15 protein-coding genes are annotated in these 19,955 nt (G+C 65.8%); 7 read left to right on the top strand and 8 right to left on the bottom strand.

Going from position 1 to position 19,955, the window contains the following annotated elements:
- Positions 1-2: 2 nt before the first annotated feature.
- Positions 3-1,205, top strand: a complete 1,203-nt coding sequence (locus JNO53_RS00270) for a serine hydrolase domain-containing protein (RefSeq protein ID WP_203106796.1) — start codon at positions 3-5, stop codon at positions 1,203-1,205.
- On the opposite strand, the gene JNO53_RS00275 is transcribed toward JNO53_RS00270, so the two are convergent.
- Entirely contained in the window at positions 1,202-1,675 is a 474-nt protein-coding gene (locus tag JNO53_RS00275; protein WP_203106797.1) for a nuclear transport factor 2 family protein, read from the bottom strand. The genes JNO53_RS00270 and JNO53_RS00275 overlap by 4 nt on opposite strands.
- 102 nt (positions 1,676-1,777) lie before the next feature.
- A complete protein-coding gene (locus JNO53_RS00280; protein ID WP_203106798.1) occupies positions 1,778-2,683 on the bottom strand; it encodes a LysR substrate-binding domain-containing protein in 906 nt (301 codons plus the stop codon).
- A gap of 106 nt (positions 2,684-2,789) precedes the next feature.
- Between JNO53_RS00280 and JNO53_RS00285 the strand changes: the two genes are divergently transcribed.
- Both JNO53_RS00285 and JNO53_RS00290 read left to right on the top strand, forming a co-directional pair.
- Positions 2,790-3,968 (top strand): acyl-CoA dehydrogenase, encoded by a 1,179-nt coding sequence (locus JNO53_RS00285; protein WP_203106799.1) that lies wholly within the window; start codon positions 2,790-2,792, stop codon positions 3,966-3,968.
- Complete coding sequence (locus JNO53_RS00290) at positions 3,961-5,190, top strand: CaiB/BaiF CoA transferase family protein (protein WP_238401520.1); 1,230 nt, start codon at positions 3,961-3,963, stop codon at positions 5,188-5,190. The genes JNO53_RS00285 and JNO53_RS00290 overlap by 8 nt, the downstream gene beginning before the upstream one ends.
- Here the strand turns inward: JNO53_RS00290 and JNO53_RS00295 are convergent.
- From JNO53_RS00295 to JNO53_RS00310, 4 genes are all read right to left on the bottom strand, one after another.
- Complete coding sequence (locus JNO53_RS00295) at positions 5,155-6,465, bottom strand: putative porin (RefSeq protein ID WP_203106800.1); 1,311 nt, start codon at positions 6,463-6,465, stop codon at positions 5,155-5,157. The genes JNO53_RS00290 and JNO53_RS00295 overlap by 36 nt on opposite strands.
- 79 nt (positions 6,466-6,544) lie before the next feature.
- The gene (locus JNO53_RS00300) at positions 6,545-8,011 is read right to left on the bottom strand and encodes an NAD-dependent succinate-semialdehyde dehydrogenase (protein WP_238401521.1); all 1,467 of its coding nucleotides are present in this window, start codon (positions 8,009-8,011) and stop codon (positions 6,545-6,547) included.
- 14 nt (positions 8,012-8,025) lie between these two features.
- Positions 8,026-9,399, bottom strand: coding sequence for an aspartate aminotransferase family protein (locus tag JNO53_RS00305; protein ID WP_203106801.1), 1,374 nt, complete (start codon positions 9,397-9,399; stop codon positions 8,026-8,028).
- A gap of 104 nt (positions 9,400-9,503) precedes the next feature.
- Positions 9,504-10,151 carry an FMN-binding negative transcriptional regulator gene (locus tag JNO53_RS00310; protein ID WP_203106802.1) on the bottom strand — a complete coding sequence of 216 codons (648 nt, stop codon included), beginning with the start codon at positions 10,149-10,151 and terminating at the stop codon, positions 9,504-9,506.
- Between the two features lie 68 nt (positions 10,152-10,219).
- Between JNO53_RS00310 and JNO53_RS00315 the strand changes: the two genes are divergently transcribed.
- Positions 10,220-11,536, top strand: coding sequence for a serine hydrolase domain-containing protein (locus tag JNO53_RS00315; protein WP_203106803.1), 1,317 nt, complete (start codon positions 10,220-10,222; stop codon positions 11,534-11,536).
- Between the two features lie 4 nt (positions 11,537-11,540).
- Here JNO53_RS00315 and JNO53_RS00320 read toward each other — a convergent pair whose 3' ends face one another.
- On the bottom strand, positions 11,541-12,524 hold the full coding sequence (locus JNO53_RS00320) for a LysR substrate-binding domain-containing protein (protein ID WP_203106804.1): 984 nt from the start codon (positions 12,522-12,524) through the stop codon (positions 11,541-11,543).
- Positions 12,525-12,689: 165 nt separating this feature from the next.
- Between JNO53_RS00320 and JNO53_RS00325 the strand changes: the two genes are divergently transcribed.
- Positions 12,690-13,895 carry a carbohydrate porin gene (locus JNO53_RS00325; RefSeq protein WP_203106805.1) on the top strand — a complete coding sequence of 402 codons (1,206 nt, stop codon included), beginning with the start codon at positions 12,690-12,692 and terminating at the stop codon, positions 13,893-13,895.
- On the opposite strand, the gene JNO53_RS00330 is transcribed toward JNO53_RS00325, so the two are convergent.
- Positions 13,861-14,946, bottom strand: coding sequence for a PepSY-associated TM helix domain-containing protein (locus JNO53_RS00330; RefSeq protein ID WP_203106806.1), 1,086 nt, complete (start codon positions 14,944-14,946; stop codon positions 13,861-13,863). The genes JNO53_RS00325 and JNO53_RS00330 overlap by 35 nt on opposite strands.
- A 207-nt stretch (positions 14,947-15,153) precedes the next feature.
- On the opposite strand from JNO53_RS00330, the gene JNO53_RS00335 reads away from it, so the two are divergent.
- Together JNO53_RS00335 and JNO53_RS00340 are read left to right on the top strand one after the other, a co-directional pair.
- Entirely contained in the window at positions 15,154-18,399 is a 3,246-nt protein-coding gene (locus tag JNO53_RS00335; protein ID WP_203106807.1) for an LpqB family beta-propeller domain-containing protein, read from the top strand.
- 34 nt (positions 18,400-18,433) lie between these two features.
- Positions 18,434-19,849: an oligopeptide:H+ symporter gene (locus JNO53_RS00340; protein ID WP_203106808.1), complete on the top strand. Its 1,416-nt coding sequence runs from the start codon at positions 18,434-18,436 to the stop codon at positions 19,847-19,849.
- Positions 19,850-19,955 lie beyond the last annotated feature (106 nt).

Here is a 19,955-nt window from a genome sequence, read left to right on the forward strand (position 1 = left end):
CGATGAAGGCGCTCAAGTCCTCCCGCCGCCGTTTCCTGGGCGCCGTCGTTCTCACCGGACTGATCGGCGCAACAATCGGAACGACAACCGTTCCGGCGCTCGCCCGGGCGGAGGCCGACGCCGCCCCGCTTCAGGAACGCCTGGGGTTCTGGTCCCCGACCGAGCAGGAACTCGGCTACCGGGCGATGGAGACCATCTTTCCGGCCAATGTCATCAAGGCCGGCGGGTCCATCCGGAACCTGCAAGTGGCGGATCAGGAACTCGAGGTCGCCTTTCTTCACGAGCATCGGCCGTACACGGTGGACGATTTCATGAAGGTCAACCGGGTTTCGGGCCTGCTGGTCATCAAGGACGGTCGCATCGTTCTCGAGCGTTACGGACTGGGCCGCCAGGCGACCGATCGCTGGACCTCGTTTTCTATCGCAAAATCAGTGACCTCGACCCTCGTCGGCGCGGCGCTGCTGGATGGGGCGATCGAGAGCCTCGACGATCCGGTCACGCGCTATGTCCCCGAACTGGAGGGCGGCGCCTATGACGGCGTCACCATCAGGCAGGCGCTGCAGATGCGCTCCGGCGTCGGCTTCGGCGAGGACTACAACGATCCGCAATCCGACTTCAGCCGTTATGCGGCCCATATGGGCCCCGCATTCTACCGCCAGATGGCATCCCAGCCGCGGGTAGCGGCGCCGGGTCAGGAGTTTCATTACTCCACGGCGGAGTCGAACCTCATCGGCGCGGTGGTCATGAACGCGACCGGCAAGTCTCTCTCGGACTACTTCTCGGAAAAGATCTGGCGCCCCTTCGGCATGGAGGCCGATGGGATCTGGATCACCTCGCCCGAGGGGCTCGAGACCGGGGGCATCTGCTTCAGCGCCACGCTGCGCGACTATGGCCGCCTGGGCCTCTTCATGCTGGAGGGCGCGCGGGCGGGCGGGAAGGCGGTCGTGCCCGACGGGTGGATCGCCGAGGCGACAGCGGCGCATAGCAAGAACGCGTTCGGCGAACTGGGCTACGGCTATCAATGGTGGACGGGCCCGGGCGATGCATACCGCGGCATAGGGATCATGGGCCAGGCGCTCTACATCGACCCGCAGCGCAAGCTCGTGGTCGTCATCCAGAGCGCCTGGAGCAAACCCGGCGGCCCGCAATATTACGGGCTGCAGTGGGACTTCATTCGCGCAGTCGCCGCTGCGGCGGGCGGCTAGTCCGCAGCGTCCGGTCCTTCCAGCAGCGTCTGCTGGATGCGGGCTATTCTCCAGCCTTCCGCTTCCTTCAACAGGGTATAGCTGATCAGGATCACGAACTGCCTCTCGGCCGTCTTTATGTAGCGGACAGGCGCGGCCACGGTCGCCAGCCGCTCGCCGACCAGGCTGTGACTGGCAGGGCCAGGTACGATGCGCCATCCCGGTTCGGCGAACCATTCGCGGTGCCATTGAACGATCGCCTCGCGCCCCGAGACGGTTTCGCCCCAGTAATAGACGATCTCCGGCTCGACGCTGGTTGCCAGCGTCTGCTCCAGCGCGGCGGGATCGCGTGCGGAGATTGCCTGGAGCATCGCCTCTACGGGCGCTTCGATGTCGGACGCGGCAGGCGCCGCGGCTACCTCATCCGGCGGAACGACATTCGGTGCGGCCTGAAATCCGGCCAACAGACTTGCGGCCATTATGATGGTCATGTGAGTATCCTCCCCGGTGCTCCGGCGGAGGATAAGGAGCCGACGGCGCAGCGCGACGGTGCCAATCGCGAAGGCGCCGGTGCGTCGTCCTCACCGTCGAAGTCAGGCGGTAAGCTGGGCGACGAGCCAGTCGGCAAAATCGGACGCGGCGGACTTGTGACCGGCCTCCGGGAGAACGGCGTAGTAGGCGCTTCCCGTGCTCACCTCGAGATCGAAAAGGGTAACCAGCTTTCCTTCTGCGATCTGTTCGGCTGCGAACATCTCCGGGAGGAGGGCCACCCCGAGACCCGCTGCGGCACTCGCGACGGCCATGCCGAACTGATCATAGACCGGACCGCGAAAGGCGCCGTCTCCGGAGAGGCCCGCTTTGGCGTGCCATTCCGCCCATGCGGCGGGGCGGGTCCTGAGGTGAATCAAGGTCGCGGAATCGAGGTCGGCGGGTGAGACGATCGCCCTGGCGTGCCGGTATTCGGGGCTGCACATCGGGACCATGGTTTCGTTCATGAGGCGTCTCAGCGTTCCGCCGGGCCAGGCCGGATCGCCATGGTGGATCGCGAGGTCGAACGGCTCGGCTTCGAACGAGAATGGCCGCAGCCGTGACGCGAGGTTGACGGTCACATGCGGCCGCATCGCCTGAAAGAGCGGCAGCCGCGGTGCCAGCCAGTGGATGCCGAAGGTGGGCAAGGTGGCGACATTGAGCGTTTGCTCGACAGGGCTAGCCGACATGGCCTGGCGCGTGGCGGCATTGAGCTGTCCGAGCAGCGCTCGGATCTGATCCTGATAATCGCGGCCGATCGGCGTCAGCACCACCCGCTGGCGGACACGCTTGAACAATGGCGTGCGCAGCCGCTGCTCGAGCGCCGCGACGGCCCGGCTGACGGCACCCTGCGTCAGGTTCAGCTCCGCTGCGGCGCCGGTGAAGCTCATGTGCCGCGCGGCCGCCTCGAATGCCACGAGTTCGTGCATCTGCGGCATCTGCCGACGGGGCGTAGTGTCGAGTGACTCCATAGAGAGTCATTACCAACTCACATGATGTTATGGCAAGATTTCGGTTTCGCTCCCGCGCATCCTGAGGCTTTCTGACGGAACGAATCAGATGACGGGAGCGATGAGAATGGCGGAGTTGGCGGTGTTTCAATGGGACGATCCATTCGATCTGGAATCGCAGATTACCGACGAGGAACGTCTGATCCGCGACACGGCACGTGATTACTGCCAATCATCATTGATGCCGCGTGCCCTGCTTGCCGCGCGTCACGAGAACTTCGACAGGGAGATCATGACCGAAATGGGCGCCCTGGGCCTTCTCGGCGCTACGCTGCCCGAAGCCTATGGCGGCGCGGAGGCGGGGCATGTGGCCTATGGGCTCATCGCGCGCGAAGTGGAGCGCGTGGACTCGGGATATCGTTCGGCGATGAGCGTCCAGTCGTCGCTCGTCATGCACCCGATCTACGCCTATGGCGACGACGCTCAGCGATCGAGGTATCTGCCGGAACTCGCGTCGGGGCGCCTGATCGGCTGCTTCGGACTGACCGAACCCGATCACGGCTCCGATCCGGACGGGATGCGCACACGCGCCGACCGGGTGGACGGCGGCTATCGTCTCAACGGCAGCAAAATGTGGATCACCAATAGCCCGATCGCCGACCTTGCGGTCGTATGGGCGAAGCTGGACGGCGTGATCCGCGGCTTCATCGTCGAAGCGGGGACTGATGGGTATTCCGCGCCGAAGATCGAGGGCAAGCTGGCGCTGCGGGCCTCCGTCACCGGAGAGATCGTCCTCGATGACGTCTTCGTTCCCGAAACCGCACTCCTTCCGAACGCGCGGGGGCTGGGCGGGCCGTTCGGCTGCCTCAACAAGGCGCGCTACGGGATTTCGTGGGGCGCGCTGGGCGCCGCGGAGTTCTGCTGGCACGCCGCACGTCAGTACGCGCTCGACCGTGTGCAATTCGGGCAACCTCTGGCAGCGACCCAGCTCATCCAGCGCAAGCTGGTGGAGATGCAGGTGGAGATCACGCTGGGCTTGCAGGCCTGCCTGCGGGTCGGACGGCTTCTCGACGAGGGGCGCTGCCCGGTCGCGAACATCTCCATCGTCAAGCGCAACAGTTGCGGCAAGGCGCTGGCCATTGCCCGTGAAGCGCGCGATATCCACGGCGGGAACGGGATTTCGGACGAGTTTCACGTAATGCGCCACGCCTGCAACCTCGAAGCGGTCAATACCTACGAAGGAACCCACGACATCCACGCGCTGATCCTCGGCCGGGCACAGACGGGGCTCGCCGCCTTTGCCTGAGAATATCGCACCCGCGCGGGCGCTCGAGGGCGTTCGCGTCCTCGATCTCAGCCGCGTCCTTGCCGGCCCCTGGGCGACGCAGCTCATGGCGGATCTCGGCGCGGACGTGATAAAGGTCGAGCGACCCGGCACCGGAGACGACACCCGCGGATGGGGCCCGCCGTGGTTCTCAGCCGAAGGGGGCAGCAAGGAAGCGGCCTACTTCACCTGCGCCAACCGCGGCAAGCGATCGCTCGCGGTGGATATAAGCGACGCGGAAGGGGCAGCATTCGTCGCGTCTCTGGCCGAAGAGGCGGATGTGCTGGTCGAGAACTTCAAAGTGGGCGCGCTGGCGCGATACGGTCTCGACTACGCGACGCTCTCGGCGCGCAATCCGCGCCTCGTCTATTGCTCGATCTCGGGGTTCGGACAGGACGGGCCCTACGCGGGCCTGCCCGGATACGACTTCATCATCCAGGCCATGGGAGGCCTCATGAGCCTTACCGGGGAGCCGGACGGACCCCCGATGAAGGCGGGGGTGGCGCTGACCGATATTCTGACGGGTCTCTACGCCTGCAACGGCGTTCTCGCGGCGCTCCACCAGCGATCGAGCACTGGGTGGGGCCAATGGGTGGAAACCTCGCTCCTCGACGTTCAGATCGCCGCACTTGCCAATCAGGCCGCGGGTTACCTGGCCGAGGGCCGCGATCCGCAGAGGCACGGCAACGCACACCCGAGCATCGTTCCTTACCAGGCCTTCGAAACCTCGACGCGGACGATCGCGTTGGCGGTGGGGAACGACGCGCAGTTCCGGCAGCTTTGTACGCTCCTGGGGCGCGAGGACCTCGGCCGTGACCCTGCCTATGCGACGAACGCCGGGCGCGTGGCCGGGCGCGACACGCTGATCCCTACACTGCAGGCCGAATTCCTGAATCGCACTGCCGAGGAATGGATCGCGGCGCTGCGGGCGGCAGGCATTCCGGCCGGCCCGGTCAACACGATAGGCGACGTCTTCGCCGATCCGCATGTGCAGGCTCGGGAAATCCGCAAGGAGATGCCACACGCCGCTCTCGGAGCAGTCCCCGGCGTTGCCTGCCCGGTCCGCCTCTCCGCTTCTCCGCCGCGCGACGATCTCGGACCGCCGGTGCTGGACGAGCACGGCGCGGCCATCCGTGCTCTCGGATGGGGTGCGCGAAGCCGGCCCGTGTCAGAAGGTGAAGAGAGCGTTCAGCCGCAGCCGTGAGAGCCAGTCGTCCGGATCCTCGGTTCCGGCATAGAGCGGATCGTCGGGCCGGTAGAGGTAGAGCGTCGCATTGAGGATCAGGTCCTTGCGATAGGCATAGTCCGCCGTAAGCGAGTGCAGCCGGTAGTTCGTCGCCAGATTGATGTTGTCGTGCGAGAAGGCGGCAAAGACCGCATCGGCTTCGGCCTGAGTATAGCCGTAGCCGAACCGCCAGTCGCCCGCCTCGCTCGCCCTGCCGAGGGCGAGGGCAACGCTATAGCCGCTATCGGCCGCCGTCGCGGCGCCCAGGTTCTTCACGTAGTCCGCGGTGAGAGAGACCGGCCAGCGTGCGCCCCACGGCCGAACGCTGACCTCCGCGATCACGTCGATGAGATCGAAATCGGACAGGTAACGGCCGTCCGGGCCCAGCAGGTTGCCGCGGAAGTCGCCGGCATCGGCCGTGGCGACGCTCCCGAGGCGATAGTCGTAATAGGCGGCGGCGAGGGCCCCCGACCACATCGAGCCGCCGGCGGCGAGCTCGATCTGCCCACCGGTCATCGTGCTGTCCGGACCGGTGACCGAGCGATCGATGGGGAAGTAGATTCCGGTCGCGCCGAGCGAGACGCCGGATGAAAGGGGAACGCGGTACCGCGCGGCGATACCCTGTGGGCTTACGTCGCCGTCCCAGACGAGATCTGTCCGGCGAAACACCTGGGGAATCTTGCCGCCCCAGATGTCCAGACCGCCCCGGGTGATATGCGCGTAAGCCTGATCCAGACTGACTTCGAGATCGTCGTCGAAATTCCCCAGCGTAACGTCGGTGGTGTTCGGGTCGTCCTGGCTCCCGGTGGCGAGCTGACCGCCGAGTTCGAGCCAGTCGTTGACCTGATACGCGGCGCGCAAGCGGGCGCGGAGGACGCCGCGGCCGTCGTCGGGCGCGTCGTTGTCGCTCCCGTTATGCTCGTAACGCAGGCGCAGGTCGCCGGAGATGCTCAGCGCCGAAGAGCCGGCGGGCGGTGGCGGAGCGGCGGCGGCAACACGAGGGGTTTGGGAAACCTCGCTTGTGGCGGGCACCGCTGAGACGCTGCTTTGAGAAACGGTCGAGGCTGCGGCCAACGGCCGTCCTTCGACAGCCGTCAGAAGCCGTTCCTCGAGCTGCCGGATGCGCACCTCCTGTGCTTCCAGGCGCGCTTCCAGTTCGGTTATGCGCGCGTCCTTGTCGGCCCCGCTCTGGGCCAGGACCGGAGCGGTCACGAACGTCGTCGCGAGCAGAGCGGCGGCGAATTTCAATCGCATGCTTGCTTCCTTTCGTTTGTCGTGCCCTGCAGGCGGCGCCTGCGGCTCGGAAGGATGTCGAGGGCGAGGCGGCAGGGGGCTACCGCGCGGAGAGGCCGCCCATCGTGAAGTATTTGAGCTCGAGGAATTCATCCAAACCGTACTTGGAGCCCTCACGGCCAACGCCGGATTCCTTCACCCCGCCGAACGGCGCGGCTTCGCTCGAGATGATCCCTTCGTTGAGGCCGATCATCCCGTATTCGAGCTGCTCGGCCACGCGCCACGCGCGCCCGAGATCGCGAGTCCAGAAATAAGCTGCGAGGCCGTAGGGCGTGTCGTTTGCCCGGGCGACGACCTCTGCCTCCGTCTCGAACGGCATGATCGGTGCGACCGGCCCGAAGATCTCTGCGCTGGCGATCTCCATCGAGGAATCGACGCCAGTGAGGATCGTCGGCGCGTAGAAATTGCCGCCTAGTGCATGTCCGCCGCCGCCGACCACGCAATGCGCGCCTTTCGCCAGCGCATCGCGCACCAAGCCGTCCACTTTCTCTACGGCGGCCGAATTGATCAGCGGGCCGATCGCGTTTCCACCTACCAAACCCTCGCCCACCGGCAAGGCTTCGACTGCGGCCGCGAAACGCGCCGCGAACTCGTCCGCGACCCCGGACTGGACGAACAGGCGATTGGCGCAGACGCAGGTCTGCCCGGCGTTGCGGAACTTCGACTGGATCGCGCCCGCGACTGCCGCATCGATGTCCGCATCGTCGAAGACGATGAACGGCGCGTTCCCGCCGAGCTCGAGGGACAGCTTCTTCACCGTCCCCGCACATTGCGCCATCAGCAGCTTGCCGACGCGCGTGGATCCGGTGAACGACAGCTTGCGGATGTCCGGACTGTCCGTCAGCACGCGGGCGACGGATTCCGCTCGGGCGGAGGTGACGACCTCGAGCACACCTTCCGGAAAGCCGGCGTCCCGTGCGAGCGTCGCCAATGCCAGTGCGCTCAAAGGGGTATCCTCGGCCGGCTTCAGGACGATAGTGCAGCCCGCCGCAAGCGCGGGCGCGACCTTGCGCGTCACCATGCCGACCGGGAAGTTCCACGGCGTGATGGCCCCGACAACACCAACCGGTTGACGCAGCACGAGCAGGCGGCGGCCCGGCGCATTCGTGGGAATGACGTCGCCGTAGGCGCGCTTGCCTTCTTCGGCGAACCACTCGACGAAGCTCGCGCCGTAGACGATCTCCCCCAGCGCTTCGGCAATGGGCTTGCCCTGCTCTCGTGTGAGCAGGGTGGCGAGGGCTTCCTGATTGTCGAGGATGAGGTCGTGCCAGCGGCTCAGGATCGCGGCGCGTTCCTTGGCGGTCCTGGCCGCCCAGTCCGGAAGCGCCTCTTTCGCCCTGACCACGGCTCGCGCGGTATCTTCGGCATCCATGTCCGCGACGTCAGCGATATGCGTGCCAGTGGCAGGGTTATTGACTGCGAAGCGGGACGTGACGTCATTCCCCGGCGCGATCCGGGCGAGGAGATCGGCGTCGGCGGCGCGGTCCATGGTGGTGATCACGTTCATCGGCCGCCTCCCCGTTACAAAAGGCCGTGGGCCGCTGCCGTCTTGTCGAGGCCGATCTTGGTCTTCTCGATCATCTCGTCGATTTCGGAGCGTCCGATCGTGAGCGGCGGGCAGGCGACCATCGTGTGGCCCACCGCGCGCAGGATGAGGTTTTCCCCGATGCAGTGCTCCCGGCATTCGATCGCCGGCTGCTCCGTCGGCGCGAAGAACTCGCGGCTGGCCTTGTCGCGCACCAGCTGGAGGCCGGCGATCAGGCTCACGCCGCGCAACTCCCCGACGATCGGATGCGAGTCCGCCAGTTGCTGCAAGGAACTCCGGAAGTAGGGAGCCGTCTCGTCACGCACCTTCTCGATCAGGCCCTCGCGCTCGATAATGTCGATATTGGCGAGCGCGACCGCGCAGGACACCGGGTGGCCCGAATAGGTATAGCCGTGCGAAATAACGCCGCCGCCGTTGATGGCGTCGCTCACGCGCTTGTTCATGGCGACCGCGGCGATGGGAAGGTATCCGGACGAAAGGCCCTTCGCCATCGGCATCAGGTCGGGTTCGATGCCGTACGTGTGCGACCCGAACCAGTTGCCCGTGCGGCCGAACCCGCAGATCACTTCGTCGGCCACCAGCAGGATGTCGTATTTCCTGCAGATGCGCTGGATCTCGGGCCAGTAGGTCGAGGGCGGATCGATCACGCCGCCTGCACCCTGGACCGGCTCCCCGACGAAAGCCGCGACGTTTTCGGCACCAAGCTCCAGAATCTTGGTCTCGAGCGCGCGCGCGGCTTCGAGGCCGAATTCCTCGGGCGTCTTGCCCTGGCCGTGCCGGTACCAGTGCGGTTCGATGATATGCTCGAAGCCGGGCAGGAGCGATTGACCCATCGCATGCATCGGAGCCATGCCGCCGAGGCTCGTCGCGGCCAGCGTGCTGCCGTGATAGCCGAGAGTACGACCGATGAAGACGTTCTTGCTCGGCTGCCCCTGGACTTCCCAGAAGTGGCGCACGAGCCTGATGATCGTGTCGTTGGCCTCGGACCCGGAGTTGGCGAAGAAGAAATAGTCGAGCCCTTCGGGCGTCAGTTCCGAAAGGCGGCGGGCGAGGCGTATCTGGGTCGGCGTCGAGCTCGAGAAGAAGGTGTTGTAGTAAGGTAGCGTCGCCATCTGCTTCGATGCGGCGTCGACCAGTTCCTGGCGGCCATAGCCGACATTCACGCACCACAGGCCTGCCATGGTGTCGAGGATCTTGTTGCCGTCGCTGTCCCAGATGTAGCAGCCGTCCGCGTGAGTGAAGACGCGAACGCCTTGTTCGCCAAGCACTTTGGGATCGGTGAACGGATGCAGATGGTGCTCACGGTCCAGCGCCTGCCATTCGGCGGTGGTGGTGGTAATCTGCTCCATTTCGAACTCCCATTCCTTCGGTTCCGGTTCGGGGTATGCCGCTCGGATGGGAGGCATCAGATGATTAAATCGCCAGTACCGGTGCGCGGGGCGCACCGCTGGTATCAGCTCTCCTCGGCTGTCCGTTCGTTCTCACGCATGAGGGCCGCAATCTCCTGATCGCCGAACCAGCCGCGGGCTTCGAGGGCATCGATCACCCTTGCGCGGTCGCCGACAGGGTGGGTCTGGCTCAACTTGGTGACCCCCTCGACGCTGTCGATCTCGATGCGGAACGACCGGATGTGAGGCAGGAGCGCATCGACGCGGCCTTCCGGCGCCTGCGCCATGGTCCACGGGGAACTGTGTCCCTGCTCGACCATCTCTGTTACGCGATCGAGCAGCCGCAACTGCGTCTCGTCGTCATCGATCGGATCGAGAGTTCCGCGGACATGTGCGGTGACATAGTTCCAGGTCGGCACCGTCGGACGTTCGCGGTACCAGCCGGCAGAGACATAGGCATGCGGTCCGGCAAATACCGCCAGCGCGGTATCGCCGGCCCGAAGCGCCTGCGCGTGCGGATTGTTTCGCGCCATGTGCCCGATCAGCCGCGTCTCCGCCGGATCGTCGGTCTCGAAATAGATCGGGATGGAAGTCGCCCAGGGCCCGGTCTCACCGGTCGTGATCAGAAGCGCGAACGGGTGGTCGCGCACGATCTGCCGCGGGTCCTCCGCGATGTAGGCCTTGGGCGCATAGAGGCGGCGTTCGTCGTCCATAATTCACGTCTCTCCCGATCGACTGGCTCCATCATGTCCACCGCCGCGCGCGCGGGCAGATGCCGAATATGCGCTCGCCGGTGCGGAAGGGGCACCGACAATGCAGCACCGATGGTGGTGACCCGGCCTCACCGGTCGAGGATGGCTTTCGCACCGGATCATCTCCCTGCGCTCCGATAGACATGATCGGCATGGACCATGATGCCGGGGAGTGTGAAGCGTTGGGGGAAGTAATCGCGAGTGCCGGCGGACGTGAGCAGCCCCTGGCTTCGATCGAGCAGGCTTATGCCGGTAAGCTGATGCCCGGCGAGCAGGTGCACCTGTTCCGCAACACGCACCATGTCTTTCCCTGCCGGCGCATCTCACGCGGCGACGGTCCGGTTCAGGATTTGCCGCGGAGCTCCGATATTATCGAGAACTTCCCGGTAAGGGCCGGCGAGCAGGAGTTCGATCTTTACGACTATGTCTCGCGGAACCGGCTCGTCGGCCTGCTGATGCTGAAGGACGGTAGAATCGTTCACGAGCGTTACGAACTCGGGATCGACGCGGCCACGCGGTGGATGTCCATGTCCATGGCCAAATCCGTAAGCACGCTTCTGATCGGCATTGCCATCCGCGACGGGTTCATCGGCAGTGTCGACGATCCGCTGACCGACTACCTGCCCGAGCTGCGGGGAAGCGGTTATGACGGCGTCTCGATCCGTCACCTGATGCAGATGACCTCGGGTGTCGAATGGGACGATACGCATACCGATCCCAACTCACACCGGCGCCACATGCTTGCCCTGCAGGTTGGCCAGCAGCCGGATGCCATTCTGAAATACATGGCGAGCCTCCCCCGGGTCGCGGAGCCCGGCACCCGTTGGAACTACAGCACGGGCGAGACGCATGTCGTGGGGGCATTGGTAAAGGCCGCGACCGGGCGCTGGCTCGCCGATTACCTTTCCGACAAGCTCTGGTCGCGGCTCGGTATGGATGCCGACGCCGAATGGTGGCTCGAGGCGCCCGATGGACTCGAAGTCGCCGGCAGCGGCATCTGCGCCACGCTTCGCGATTATGCGCGGCTCGGCCTCTTCGCCATGAACGACGGCCGGATCGGGGACGAGCAGGTTTTGCCCACCGGCTGGATCGAAGAGTCCACCGCGCCGCGCGAAGCAGGCGGCGAACCCCTGAACTACGGGTACATGTGGTGGCCGGTGCCCGACGCCGAAGGATCCTTTGCCGACGGCGCGTTTAGCGCTCGCGGGATCTTCGGGCAGTATATCTACGTCAATCCGGCCGAGCGGGTGGTGCTGACGGTGCTCAGTTCGCGGTCCAAGCCGAAGTTCGCCGAAGCGATACTCGATAACCACTTCTTCAATTCGGCTGTGGAGGCTCTGCGCTGATCGATCAGGCGGCGGATTTCAGCGCCGGGTAATCGGCCGTCAGCGCCGAGGTGACCCATTGCCGGAAGCGCCTGAGCAGCGGATCATTCCAGCGGTCGCGGCGGGCGTAGAGCGTATAGCGGCCAAGGCGCGGCGCGAAATGCGGATTGTCCTTTCCGATGTCGATCAGCGCTCCCGATTGAAGATCGGCTCCGGCCGTCACCGGATTGGCAAGGGCGATGCCTCGCCCATGCCGCGCCGCGTCGAGCGTAAGATGCCCCTCCCACAGACGCGCGCCGGTGAGGCCGGAGCTGTCTTCCACACCGTAGGAAGCAAGCCACTTGGCCCAGGTCTGGAAGCTGTCTTCGTGAAGCAGGCGGTGCTGGAGGAGATCCGCAGGCGTCGTCGGGGTCCGGGTACTGCTGAGATAGCTGGGACTGGCGACCGCGATGATGGGGGCCTCGACCAGTATTTGCCGCCTTAGCTGCGGCAGCAGTTCCGGCTCCGCTTCGTAGGTCGCGTGAAAGCGAACGTCGACGTCAGCCTCGTGCGCGGCGAAGTCGGGGCTCTGGTCGGTCGGGCGCAGGACGATGTCGGCATCGTTGTTGCGCCGCTCGAATTGCTCCAGTCGGCTGGATAGCCAGTGCAGTGCAAAGCCCGATGTGCTCCAGATGTGCAGTCGCCGGTGGTGGCCCTCGCTCATCAGGTCGAGCGTAGCGTGCGCCAGCATGTCCATCGCGGACGACACTCGCCCGTGATAGTCGCGGCCCCGCTCGGTGAGGGCGATCCCGTACGGCGTGCGTTCTACCAGTTGCACGCCGGCCCACGATTCGATCGCACGAAGATGGCGGCTGATCACGGCATGATCGCGGTCCAGCCATTGTGCCGCCCGCCTGACGCCGCCCAGCCGCGCAACCGCGTCGAAGGCCCGCAGCGCCTCGAACGGCGGCAGGGCCTTCCGCGAAGGCGGATTATCGGATCGTGGAACCGGGGGCTGATCGTCCGCCATTCAAATCCTTCGATGCATTCGCGAGAGTGAATTGCCTATCATTCGGCGCTGCGGCGGGCGGGTCAAGAGGGGCAACCCGAATGCGCGGCGGTGCTGCATATGCACCACACCTTTCCGCCTTGGCATCTGGCGAATAGCGTGGGCAGGTGGTCCAGTATGCCCCCGATGACTGACATGCGACAGATGGCCGAGCATCGGTTTTCCGGCTTCCGGCGTCCGGCTCGTGCCATGCTGGGCTCCGCGCTGGCAGCGAGCGGAGCGGCGATGGCCTCACCCGCCGCGGCATCGGAGGATCCGCAGACCTTTATCGAAGGCGGCATCACGATCGATACGCTGTCCAACCGGTCGGGAGGGCAACGCCGCGACAGCCGCGTGCTAGGCCTGGCGAGCGTGGCCGCAGGCGTGAACGCGCTGCGTAGCGGACCGCTCGAAATATCGGGCTTCGTCGAAGTGCAACTCGTCGATGGCGACGGGTTTTCTGAAGATGTGGTCGGCGACGGGCAGGTCGTCAGCAACATCGACGCCGTGCCGGGTATTCGCCCGATAGAAGCCTGGCTCCAACTGGGCACGGAGGGCGGGCGGCACCGCCTCAAGGCGGGGCTGGTCGATCTCAATCGCGAATTCGACATGCAGCAGGTGGGGAGCATGTTCCTCAACAGTTCGCACGGCATCGGCGCCGAACTGTCGCAGTCGGGAGCGAACGGTCCCTCCATCTTCCCGACCACGACCACCGCGGTCGTCTATGGCTTCGAAGCCGATCGCTGGGGTGCGAGGGTGGGCGCCTTCAATGCGGTCGCGGGCGATCCTGCGCACCCGAAGAAGACGGTCTTGCCCTTCCCGGGCGAGGACGGATTGCTGCTGATAGCCGAGGCCGAACATCGGTCCGGAAGCTTGCGAACCTATGCCGGCCTCTGGGCATACAGCACTGCTTCCCCCGACCTCCTGCACCCGGATGACGCGGCCGGCGATCGGTGGCGCAGTCGTGGCGCTTACGCCGCTATGGAGACGACGCTCGCAACGGCGCACACCGGCGAAAAGCTCGAATCATGGGTTCGGGTCGGCGTTGCCAATGAGGCTGTCCTCCCTGTCGCGACCTATCTGGGCGGCGGAATTCGCTACGGCACCGAGAACCGAGGCATCGGCTTCGCCATTGCCCATGCGCGCCTCGGCGATCCGGCGATCGATGCCGCAGCGATCGGCGGCGATGGGGCTCAGCGGGCGGAGACGAACTTCGAACTCAGCTATGTTCACGCGCTGACGCCGGCAGTGACCATTCAGCCCGATGTTCAGTACGTGCGCAATCCCGGCTGGGATCCGGCCATCGACGACGCGCTGGTCATTGGTTTGCGGCTGAGCGTCGGCTTTCGCTGACGCGCCTGGCGCGCCGCTGCCAGCTCAGCACGCCGAGGACAATCATCGTCACCAGCCAGCATCCGATCGTGAGGTTGAGCAAGCGGCCGGGGACCGCCCCGATCTGGCCCGTGTGGATGGGATAGAGCCATTCGATCAGCCGGCGCGCAGGGCTGCTCGATCGAGCGTCATGGTCGCCGAGAATACGGCCGTCGACGGAGGATACCCATACGGTGGTCGCGCCGAACTGACGAGGGATCTCGCCTGTCGCTCGCAATCTGATCCGGTACCAGGGCGCGTCTTCCCCGGGCATCGAGAGCGCGGTGAGTTCTCCGCCCGGATAACGCGAGAGGGCGCGCGCCATTGCCTCGCCCGGACCGACGGTAACTGGGCCGGACGGGCCTGCCGCCGGGTCCGCCAGGCCGCCGTCTATCGCGCCCTCGATCGTGTCCAGAAAGGCGAGCTGGATACCGGCTGCGACCATGAGCGCCGCGGGCACGCCCACCCACAGGCCCAGCAGCCTGTGCCAGCCCGCCATGCGAGCCGAACTCGGTCCCCGAGGCCGGGTGGTCAATGCGCGCCGGAAGTTTCTGGCGGGCCAGGCCGTTATGAGACCGAGGACGATGTTGCTGAGAAGCAGCAAGCCGCTGATCCCGATCAGCACCGTGCCGGTGTTCCCGAGCAGGAGCGACTTGTGGAATAGTGTCAGCGTTTCGAACACGGCACCATCGGAAAACTTCTCGTGATCGGGCCGGTCGCGGAGCACATCGCCCCCGCCGTTCACGCGAATGGTCCGATCCCCGCCTGGTGCGGAGGCGTAGATGTCGTATTGGCCGGGGATACCTCCGGTCGCCCACATGCCGCTGACCTCCAGTCCGTCGCGCTCGACCGCCTCGATGCTCTCTCCCAACCTTTCGACGCTGGTCTGGGTAGGAACGCCGCTCAGCCACCAGTCGTCGAGTTCCGCCCGGAACGAGATCGCAATGCCGCTGAGGGCCTGGAGCAGCCAGAAAACCGCCGCTGCGAGGCTCAGGTACTTGTGCACGCGCCGTGCGCTTGTGCGGGCTGCCATCATTGTGCTTCATCCCCTCCGGTCGGACGGGGACAAAGTGAGCTTCGGTCAGCACCGCGCCAGATGCGAATGAGGGTGGCGGTGGTGACTTCACGGCAACAGGGGATGCTTCGAACGCGCCTGTCTGCGCGGGTGGGCCTGTGTTGCATTTCCCAGCGAGACCGCTGAACGAAGAAGGTTGAAGGGGTGCTTGTGGGGAGGGGAAGAATGAAAGTTGCGTGGTTGGGGCTGGTGCTTGCCCTGACGCTTGCCCCCTGTGCGTCCAGCGCGCCCGTGGCCGCCGAGCCGTCCCCGCCCGCCAGCCCGCCTTACCGGGACGTGAGCATCACCGTCTCCGAAGGCACCTGGATGAGCGTCGACGTCAGCCCGGACGGGAAGGCGATCGCCTTCGACCTCCTGAACGACATCTATGTCATGCCGGCGAGCGGCGGCCGGGCCGAGCTCGTTCATGGCGGCCCCGCCATGCAGCGCAGCCCCCGTTTCAGTCCCGATGGCACGCGCCTTCTGTATCTCAGCGACGAGGACGGGGCGGATAATATCTGGACCTCGCGCGTGGATGGGTCCGACGCCCGCCAGATCTCGCGCGAGACGACACTGGCCGTGACCGGTCCGGCCTGGAGCGTCGATGGCAAGAGCATCGCCGCCGCCCGGATGTTCGATAGCGCAGACAAGTTGCACGCATCCGAGCTTCGCCTCTACGACATCGCCACCGGCGACGACACGCAGCTCGTCGCTGCGCCGGCCAACGGCGAGAACGTACACGAACCGACGTTCGGGCTAGACGGGCGCTGGCTTTACTATACCGAGAAGGTCTCCGCCCCGACGGCCTCGGTCGTCTATGTCGATGCCAACCACATCAACTACGCGGTCAAGCGGCGCGATCTTCGCACGGGGTCGGTAGAGGAACTGGTGAAGGGCTTCGGCAGCGCCACCACGCCCGTCATCTCGCCCGACGGTCGCAAGCTCGCCTTCCTGAGGCGTGTGAAGACGGACACCGTGCTCTTCCTCTACGATCTGGAAACGCGCGAGCAGTGGCCGGTGTTCGCCGGTCTCGACCGCGACGATCAGGCGGATTTCCTTGGGCAGGGCATCTATTATCCGCAGTACGACTGGTTTCCCGACAATCGGCACATCGCGATCTGGGCGGGCGGCAAGATACTTCGGCTCGACACCGAGACCGGCGAGACGGAAGAAATTCCCTTCACGGCGTCGGCCACTCATCGCCTCACCGCGCCCCCGCGTGCGGCACAGGACCTTGCGCCTGAAGAATTCCGTGCCCGGATCATTCGCCAGCTCGCCTGGGCGCCCGGTGGCGATCGCCTGAGCTTCAATGCGCTCGGCAGGATCTGGAGCCAGGCCGCTAGCGGCGCGCCGGCCCGGCTCACGGCGGGGGATCTGCCCGAATTCGACCCCGCCTATTCGCCGGACGGCAAGCAGGTCGCGTTCGTCGACTGGAAGGATGATCGGGGCGGCACGCTCAAGGTGCGGGACGGCGGCGGAGAAGCGCGCACGCTCGTGGAAAGCGCGGGGATACTACGCGCTCCGGCATTCTCGCCTGACGGCAAGCGCATCCTCTACATCGTTGCGGAAGGCGACCGTTGCCTCGGCGGCCACCGGGCGCGCCCGGGCATCTACTGGACGGACGTTGGCGGCGGGCCGTCGCACTACGTCGGCCCGCCGGCCATAGAGGCGGCGTTCTCGCCCGACGGTTCGCGAATCTGGTTCACGATGGAAAGCTATGCCGGCCACGACCTGATCTCGCAGGTCGAAAGCCTGCGGCTCGACGGAAGCGATCATCGCGTCCATGCGCGTGCATCCCATGCCGACGTGAACGAGTTGAAGGTCAGCCCCGACCTCAAGTGGATCGCCTTCCGCCACGAGCAGCAGTATTACCTCAAGCCGTTCGCCCCGGGCGCGGAACCGGTTGAGATCACCCCCGAAGGGGCTAAGCCGCTCGGGCGCCTCGGGGGCTACGAACTGACCTGGGCACCGGATTCGAGCGCGGTGCTCTGGGCCCTAGGCCCGACCATCTATCGAAGCGCAGTCTCGGACGCCTCGCCCGTGGTCCACGCCGAGATCGAGCTGACGGCTGAAACGGACGTGCCGGGCGGCGCCCTGGCGTTCGTCAACGGGCGCATCATCACCATGCGCGGCGACGAGGTGATCGAGCGCGGCACAGTGGTCGTGCGCGGGAACCGGATCCAGGCCGTGGGGCCCGCCGGGTCGATTGAGGTGCCGGCCGACGCCAAGGTGATCGACATCAGCGGGAAGACCGTGATGCCGGGCCTAGTCGACATGCACGGCCATGTGGACAATTGCTATTACAGCTCGTCAGGCCTCACGCCGCAGAAGCAGCCGACGCAGTATGCCGATTTGGCGTACGGGGTGACGACCAACTACGACCCCTACACTTCGGAACTCGCGACCTATGCCACGCGCGAGATGACGATTGCCGGGATGATGACCGGTCCGCGCGCGATCGATTCCGGAATGGTGGCCTATGGACGGACCGGAAAGGTCGACAAGGTCTACATTCCGATCGAGAGCCAGGCCGATGCGGACGCGCTGATGGCGCGCAAGAAGGCGCTCGGCGGCACTATCGTCAAGAGCTATCGCCAGCCGATGCGCTGGCAGCGCCAGCAGATCCTCGCCGCCGGCCGCGACGCCGGGATCATGGTCGACATCGAGGGCGAGAGCCACTTCTACAACAACGTCACCATGGTCCTCGACGGTCATACGGACCTGCAGCACAACATGCCGCTGGAGAACATCTACGACGATGTCGTCCAGCTCATGGCGGCGTCGGACGTCGCGCATACGCCGACGCTGATCGTGCTGTTCGGGGAGCTGATGGGGGAGAACTATCTCTACCAGCATACCCGCGCCTGGGAGGACCCGAAGGCGCGCCGCTTCGTCCAGTTGACGACAAGCGGCTACAGCCCGCTCGGTGCCCCCTACGGCGCGCCGCCCCACGTGCGCGGGATGACCACCATTCACGCGACGGACGAGCTCTACGACATCGGCTTTCGCGCCGCGGCACGATCGATGAAAGCGCTCGATGACGCCGGCGTGGTGATCAACGCCGGATCGCATGGCCAGGTCACCGGCCTCGCGCTTCACTGGGAGATGTGGCTGCTTGCCGAAGGGGGGATGTCGAACCACCGAGTTCTGCGCACCGCCACGATCAACGGCGCCACGACTCTGGGGCTCGACGGTCAGATCGGCACCATAGCGCCGGGCAAGCTGGCCGACCTGCTGGTGCTCGACCGCAATCCGCTCGAGGACATCCGCAATTCCAACAGCGTGCGATACACGCTCGCGAACGGCCGGCTCTACGATTCCGTCACGATGAACGAGATCGGCAACCACCCGCGCGAGCGCGAGCCGTTCTTCTGGGAAACGGGGCGGGACTTCAACGGAATCGATTGGGAACCGGCGTGGGCGCATCAATGACGATGGCGCTCACCGGGCCGGCGGGAGATCAAGGGTGCAGGCAGCAGACGGCGTAACCACGCAGACGATCGCGCATTTGAACGAAGGTGGAGAGAAGGCAGCGCCGGCGGACAAGATGTTTCTGGGGCACCCGCGCGGGCTCGCCTTCATCGTCTTCACCGAGGCATGGGAGCGCTTCTCGTTCTACGGGATGCAGGCGCTGCTCGTCCTCTACATGGCGACTTACCTGTTCCAGCCGGAGAACATCGGCGGCGTAGCGGGCTTCGCGGGGTTCAGGACGGGTGTCGAGGTGGTGTTCGGACCGCTCAGCATCCAGGCGCTCGCGACGCAGGTATTCGGCCTGTACGTCGGGCTGATCTATTTCATGCCGGTGCTCGGCGGCCTGCTGGGCGACCGCTGGATCGGCCGGCGCCGCGCGGTCCTGCTCGGCGGTGCCCTGATGGCGGTCGGACACTTCCTGATGGCGTTCGAGAGCCTGTTTCTTCCGGCGCTGTCGGCACTGATCCTCGGGGCGGGGCTGCTGAAGGGGAACCTCGCGGCCCAGGTGGGCGATCTCTATTCGAAGGACGACCCGCGGCGCGATACCGCGTTCTCGCTCTACGTCCTGGCGATCAACATCGGCGCGTTCGTGGCGCCGCTCGTGTGCGGCACGCTGGGCGAACTCTACGGCTGGCACTACGGTTTCGGCGCGGCCGGCATCGGCATGCTGGTCGGGATCGTCATCTACGTGCGCGGTGCGCGATGGCTTCCCCCGGAAAGGATTGGGACGAGCGCGAGCGAGCGGCCGCGGCTCGCACCGGGCGACTGGCGTATCATCGCCGCGATCCTGATAATGCTCGCGATCACCGCGCTGTTCTGGACGGCGCAGAGCCAGGTCTGGAACACATATCCTCTCTGGATCCGCGCGCGGGTCGATCGCGAGATCCTGGGGCTGACGGTGCCCGTCACCTGGTTCCAGTCGCTGGATTCTCTGGCCGTGCTGGTCTTCGCGCCGGCCGTACTATGGTTCTGGCGCTTTCAGGCGCGGCGCTCCGGGGAACCGGGCGATCTGCCGAAGATCGCGATCGGCTGCCTCGTTTTCGCTGCGGCCATGATCTGGCTGTCCGTCGGCGAGCTGCTTTCCCGCGGGAGCACCGTGGCGCTCGTTTGGCCGGTGGTCTTCCACTTCATCTGTGCCTGGTCGTTCCTCTATGTCGGGCCGATCGCCCTCGCGCTCACGTCGCGGGCGGCACCGCCTGCCGTGAACGCGATGATGGTAGGCTCCTACTACCTCGCGATCTTCGCCGGCGGCATCGCCAGCGGCTGGCTGGGCAGGTTCTACGAGACGGTTTCGCCTTCGGCCTTCTGGCTGGTACACGCGGCCGTCGTCGGCGTCGGCGCGTTGCTGCTCTTCGTCTTCAAGACGCGGCTGCTGCAGGCGATGAAGCTGAATCCCCGCGCGCCGGGCTGAGCTGACCGGAGTGAAGCGTAGCCCCGCCGTGTGCGGGGCGTACGTTATGCAGCCAGAAATGGGCATGCGACTATGTCGCGGCCTCTGGATGCATCGAGAGTCGAGC

Origin of the sequence: Altererythrobacter sp. C41, from assembly GCF_016803135.1 — a bacterium.
In the GTDB taxonomy this organism is placed as follows: domain Bacteria; phylum Pseudomonadota; class Alphaproteobacteria; order Sphingomonadales; family Sphingomonadaceae; genus Pelagerythrobacter.